Annotated in this window: 7 protein-coding genes; 3 read left to right on the forward strand and 4 right to left on the reverse strand. The window is 49.6% G+C overall.

Annotated elements, in window-relative coordinates; all coding sequences use genetic code 11:
• The first annotated feature begins 134 nt into the window (after positions 1-134).
• The 3 genes from AC1DUO_RS23035 to pflA all read left to right on the forward strand — a co-directional run bounded on the left by AC1DUO_RS23035 (position 135) and on the right by pflA (position 2,361).
• On the forward strand, positions 135-434 hold the full coding sequence (locus tag AC1DUO_RS23035) for a helix-turn-helix transcriptional regulator (protein WP_112151143.1): 300 nt from the start codon (positions 135-137) through the stop codon (positions 432-434).
• Between the two features lie 102 nt (positions 435-536).
• Positions 537-1,523 (forward strand): phage integrase, encoded by a 987-nt coding sequence (locus tag AC1DUO_RS23040; RefSeq protein WP_015689581.1) that lies wholly within the window; start codon positions 537-539, stop codon positions 1,521-1,523.
• 97 nt (positions 1,524-1,620) lie between these two features.
• Complete coding sequence (gene pflA / locus AC1DUO_RS23045) at positions 1,621-2,361, forward strand: pyruvate formate lyase 1-activating protein (protein WP_477988923.1); 741 nt, start codon at positions 1,621-1,623, stop codon at positions 2,359-2,361.
• Positions 2,362-2,466: 105 nt separating this feature from the next.
• Here the strand turns inward: pflA and AC1DUO_RS23050 are convergent, their stop codons facing one another.
• From AC1DUO_RS23050 to AC1DUO_RS23065, 4 genes are all read right to left on the reverse strand, one after another.
• On the reverse strand, positions 2,467-3,612 hold the full coding sequence (locus tag AC1DUO_RS23050; RefSeq protein ID WP_119261428.1) for an MFS transporter: 1,146 nt from the start codon (positions 3,610-3,612) through the stop codon (positions 2,467-2,469).
• Positions 3,613-3,745: 133 nt separating this feature from the next.
• The gene (gene napF, locus AC1DUO_RS23055) at positions 3,746-4,318 is read right to left on the reverse strand and encodes a ferredoxin-type protein NapF (RefSeq protein ID WP_112151144.1); all 573 of its coding nucleotides are present in this window, start codon (positions 4,316-4,318) and stop codon (positions 3,746-3,748) included.
• The gene (gene dmsD / locus AC1DUO_RS23060; protein ID WP_112151145.1) at positions 4,318-4,926 is read right to left on the reverse strand and encodes a Tat proofreading chaperone DmsD; all 609 of its coding nucleotides are present in this window, start codon (positions 4,924-4,926) and stop codon (positions 4,318-4,320) included. The genes napF and dmsD overlap by 1 nt, the downstream gene beginning before the upstream one ends.
• A 69-nt stretch (positions 4,927-4,995) precedes the next feature.
• Entirely contained in the window at positions 4,996-5,853 is an 858-nt protein-coding gene (locus tag AC1DUO_RS23065) for a dimethyl sulfoxide reductase anchor subunit family protein (RefSeq protein WP_013574783.1), read from the reverse strand.
• Positions 5,854-5,876: the final 23 nt, after the last annotated feature.

Below are 5,876 nucleotides of genomic sequence, written 5' to 3' on the forward strand. Positions count from 1 at the left end.
GGTCTGATGTTTTAGCTTTCGTATTCATTTGCTATTCTCCAACTTACTGTCCGATCACCAATTGGAACTAGTTAGATCTATATTGGTGCTGTTTCTGAACTATATATCCAAAATAATGGGAGATATGCGATTAAATGTCAATTGATCAATCTGAAAAATTAAAGCTCATAAGAGACTCTGAGCGTCTAAAATCGAAGGAAGTCGCTGAATTAGTTGGACTTAATTATTCCAGCTATCATGGCTATGAGTCTGGGAAAGCCAAAATGTCGATGGAAGCGGGGATCAAGATTTTCAAACACCCGCGTTTTCGCAAGTATCGCGATTGGTTCATGTTTGACGAAACCGACCCAGCTTCCGGCCAAATTGCGCCGGCACTCGCACACTTTGGGCCAGAAAATCCAACCTCATCCCACTCAGACCAAAAGACTGGCTAACGATATACGCAGCACAAATATGTGATTTTTGTACAGTCGCCGACTGCTACAGCCACAAACAAACAGTACCGAACAAAGTTGTAACCATTGGAGGGCTTCGCTATGTCAATTAAGAAGCTCGATGATGGTCGATATGAAGTGGACGTAAGGCCGCAGGGTTCCGAGGGAAGAAGAATCCGGCGTAAATTTAATACGAAAGGTGAGGCTCAGATTTATGAGCGTCATGTGCTGGTTAACTACCATAATAAAGAGTGGTTAGAGAAACCGGCAGACCGCCGCAAGCTGACTGATTTGCTGGAATTGTGGTGGCTATACCACGGTAAGCACCATAACCGTGGTCTGATAGAAAAAGGCAGGCTTTCAGCAATCATGATTAAGTTTGCTGAAATCGGGGTGACCAGAGCTGACCAGATAACCAAGAAAGCTATAACGGATTATCGGGTCAAGATGATGAATGAAGGCTTGAAACCAGCCAGCGTGAACCGTCATCAGGCTATATTCAGCGGCATGTTTACCAAGCTGATTGATGCCAATGAATATCACAGCGAGCATCCTTTCAGAGGCGTGAAAAAGCTTAAAGAGGCTGAGCCAGAAATGGCGTTTCTTTCCACGGAAGAAATCACGCAGTTGCTCGATATGCTGGAAGGAGACAACCGCAACGCTGTGCTGCTTTGTCTGGCCACCGGTGGTCGCTGGAGTGAAGTTGCAGATCTTAAAGCTGAGCACATTATTAACTGCATGCTGACATTCATGAAAACGAAGAATGGTAGACGCAGAACAATACCGCTGTCTGAGGGCTTGGTTAAAATGGTGAAAAAACGTAGTACCGGGAAACTGTTTACGCCCAATTACGACACGGTGCGAAACACACTGCGAACTATGAAGCCAGACCTACCCGCCGGACAGGCTGTCCATGTACTGCGGCACACATTCGCCACGCATTTTATGATGAATGGAGGTAATATTATTACACTACAGCGAATTTTAGGGCATTCCACCGTACAACAGACCATGGTTTATGCGCACTTTGCACCGGACTTTTTGCAGGATGCAGTCTCATTAAACCCACTTAACGGGGTGTCCATATAATGTCCACGAATCTGCACTATTTAGGACTAAGTGAAACTTTATGAGTAACTTAACTGATTGTATTTCCACGGAAAGCACCACCGAGTCAGGGGGTCACATGTCCGTTCAAGGTCGCATCCACTCATATGAATCCTGTGGCACCGTTGACGGCCCAGGTATCCGTTTCATTGTTTTCTTCCAGGGTTGCCTGATGCGTTGCATGTATTGCCACAACCGCGATACCTGGGATACACATGGCGGAAAAGAGATCAATGTTGATGATTTAATGAAAGAAGTCGTGACGTATCGTCACTTCATGAATGCTTCCGGCGGTGGTGTAACAGCCTCTGGTGGCGAAGCCATTCTTCAGGCAGAGTTTGTGCGTGACTGGTTCCGCGCCTGCCAGAAAGAAGGGATCAACACTTGCCTGGATACCAACGGTTTTGTCCGCCGTTATGATCCGGTGATCGACGAATTATTGGATGTCTCTGATCTGGTCATGCTTGATCTCAAGCAGATGAATGATGACATTCACCAGAATCTGGTGGGCGTGTCCAACCACCGCACTCTGGACTTTGCCCGCTATCTGGCAAAACGTAATCAGCGCACCTGGATCCGTTATGTCGTGGTGCCGGGCTGGTCTGATGATGATGACTCCGCGCATAAGCTGGGTGAGTTCACCAAAGATATGACTAACATCGAGAAGATCGAACTGCYGCCATACCATGAGTTGGGCAAACATAAATGGACGGCAATGGGTGAGAAATACGGTCTGGATGGCGTAAATCCGCCCACCAAAGAGATCATGGAAAGAGTGAAAAATATTCTTGCCAGTTACGGGCATAAAGTTATTTATTAACAGCCTGAGATGTTCATAAAAAAGACGCCAAATGGCGTCTTTTTTGCTTTATGGCTCAGAACATACCCAAAATCATTGGGATTGCAGCTTTAATTATGAAAAGGATTAGGCAGTCGCTACAGGATTATGCGTATGATCCGCTTTGCGCATCAGCATCACCAGATACACCAGCGAGACCACTGCAATCATCACGAACAACAGACGATCGGAATAACTCTGCATTAGCATCGCGGTCATTGTCGGCCCGGCGAGGCTGCCGATGGTGTAACTCATCAGTAATGCCTGGTTCATCGCCACCAGTTCCTCTGCGTTGACTTTTTCGCAAGCCCAGGACATGGCGACCGGATACAGCGTGAAACCAGCACAACCCAGAATGAACAGCGTCGGAGCCATCGCATAACCACTGAGCATCGCAATGCTGCCAAGGATAACGGCGAAGATCTGAATGCGCAGAACCATCAGACGGCCATAACGGTCAGCCAAACGCCCTACCGGCCATTGCCCGATAATCCCGGCGCTGACCAGCAATGCCATCCAGTAACCTACATCTGCATCGCTCATTCCCTGATGCGTCAGGAACAAAGGCATCAGGCCGTATAAAGATCCCAAAACGATGCCGGAAATAATACAGCCGTTAATTCCCAGCCGCGCATTACGGCGTCTGAACATCGGCATTACCGCATGACGCGGCTGCCCGCTTTCCTGATTCTCAATATGCGTTAACAACAATGGCAGCATTGCAATGACAATCAGCGCTGTCACCCACGGCAGTACACTTAAAATTGCCGTCGGCACCGTACCCACCAAAAGCTGCCCAACCACCGTGCCGATGTAATACATGATCATATACGCTGCCAGTAACTGGCCGCGGTTTCTGACGGTTCCGCTGCGTAGCAACGCACTTTCCACCACTACCCAGATCAATGCGCAGCCGATGCCTGCAACGAATCGCGCCGTCACCCAACTCCAAAAACTTATTGAAAGTGCCAGACCTGCGGTCGCGACAGCAAACAGGATGCAGGAAAGGTAGTAACTGCGGTTAAAACCAACACGTTTAATCAGTCCGCCCGCAAGCAAAGTACCCAGCAGATTACCGGTAAAATAAGACGAACTGACGAGTCCGACCTGCCAGGTTGGAAGTTGCTCATGGCTGAGCCACAAAGGGACCAACGTGTTTAAAACGGCGATAGAAATCGTCAACAACAGAAGTCCGCACAGGAGCAGAGAAACAGGACGGGAATAGGCGGACATAGGGCGGTGATGACCACAAAGAGGAAGAAATTGCGCGCATCATGCCACCGGCGGTTTAAAAGTCAATCTGGCAAAAATTGACCTGAGCACAAAGTGGAGAAGAATGATTGAAAACACTAATCAAGCTTAATGATTAAGATGAATGACACTTTAAAGACAGGTTAATATCACCATGATAACAAACAAGTTTGCATTTCCCGCAGCCATTACATTTTGCGTCATCAACAGAAGGTTGATTCTGTTGATTAAAAAATATTGCCGTGCGCGGACAGGCAATTTCGCACATTCGGCACAAGTCATCCAACCGTCCCAGACACTGGGACAAAATAACCGGACGCAAACCAGTATCCATTGGCACACACTGATCCAGCGCCTCTCTTTCGCAAGCCTGCGTACAGGCACCGCAAAAGTCACATTCAGCATAATCGATAGCCAGCGAAGCCTTTCCTCCCTGGATGCTTATAATGCCGACCGGGCACGCCTGTGCGCAACGTCCGCATCCATCACATTGTTGCTGAAACACCGGTTCGGCAATGGCCTGAGGCGGACGGGCAATCACGCGCGCCAGCAAGTTCGCAGAAGGCTGTGCCGCCTGTTCAATTGCCTGTTTGCCCGGTGACAGCAAGCCGCGGAATAACCCACGGCGGCTGACCGTTCTGCTGCTCATCCAGGCACGATAGTATCTGGCGTCGCGGGAATCGCTCATCAGAAATACAGATCCACGACGGGCGCTTCCAGACTACGTTGTTGTTTCCAGCCCTGTAGTGTGGATTCTGCCAGTACGGCCACTCCGAGATAAAACGGGTGTTCTGCTTTCTGACGGAGTAATTCGAAATAGCGTCCGGCCCACGGCAATAAATGCTCTGTCAGAAATTCATCCAGCAAAGAAGGTGAATTCTCGGCTAACCATGCAGACATCATCAGCAGCAAACCGATGTGATCTTCAGGCTCTGCCTGCTCCAGATGGGGTTCAATACCGTTTTCACGCATCCACTGGCGCAATGCCAGCGTTGAATCGCCAAACAGCACTGATTCTTTGTCCAGATACACCGAGCCCCAAGGTGGCGCGGGTAACGAATAAGGGCCGATAAAAAGACGCTGATACGCGTCATCCAGACTTTCAGACGCGGCCGTAATCTGGCTGAATGTTTCTCCCGCCTGAGTTTTAGCCTCGTCACTCGCACATGGCCATGACTCGGTCCAGACGCTGCTTTCAAGTAACGTAATTAAGACGCTAACTTCAGGAGAGCTCGGCGGATAAAACAGCATCGCGCCTAATACTTTACCGGTTAAACTAATTGATTCTGCTGACATAATTAACTCATTTTGCAGAGGCACATCCTTACTGGCGACGTGCCTCCTGATAAACCTGACTACCTGAAATTAGCCGCCCACTGCCATTCCCACTGTCATATGCAGACCGTAGAAAATCGCCCGACCAATCAGTTCTCCGGCAAACACCAGCACAAAGGCCAGTATCATTGAGGCCAGTGCAGGTCGTTTACGCAGTATAAGCGGACAGAACCAGCAGCCCAGTCCAAGAACAACCAGCACCAGCCGCCACACCGACAACACACCGTATTGTGGGATAAGCGCTGACGCAGCCTGAACGGAACTGCTGATGCCTGCCAGACTGGCGCTTTGCATAACAACAACAGCCATACTCACGACCAGTGACACAAAGCTGATGACCGGCAGCAGACGTAGCGCACAACCATTAATATTAGCACCACGCAGCAGCAGGTAGCCCAGAACCGGTCCGCCAATCAGTACCGTCAGGCCAAAATGAAACGCGGTATACGCATTGTCCCAGGTTGGCACAGTATTGATTGCATACACACGACACATCGCGAAGACGAATCCAACACCTGCCAGCATGGTCACGATTAACCAGATTTTAGCGAGCACGCGTGGCATCTTGTTGATCATCGCCAGCAGCCAGTAAATCCCGCCCAGCGCAAAGAAGAGCGAGCCGCTGCCAATTTCGTTGCTCAGCGGCGACGCGCCCAGCCGGTTAAGCGAATTGAATGCCCGCAGCGGTGACCCCAGATGCAGAACCGAGGCGATGAAAGCGATCGCCATCAACACCCACAAAAAGAACATCGAGAGATGGATCTGGCGGTATTCTTCCCTACTGCGCTGAGTCAGCAACGCAATGGCAAGCACAATAAATGCGCCAACGACACATTGCCCCAGAACCGTAAAGACCATCAAAGGCCATTCATGCCATCCGTTTCCCATCTCAAACCTCCTTCGGGTTAGCC

The organism is Rahnella sp. P4_A8, from assembly GCF_056402435.1.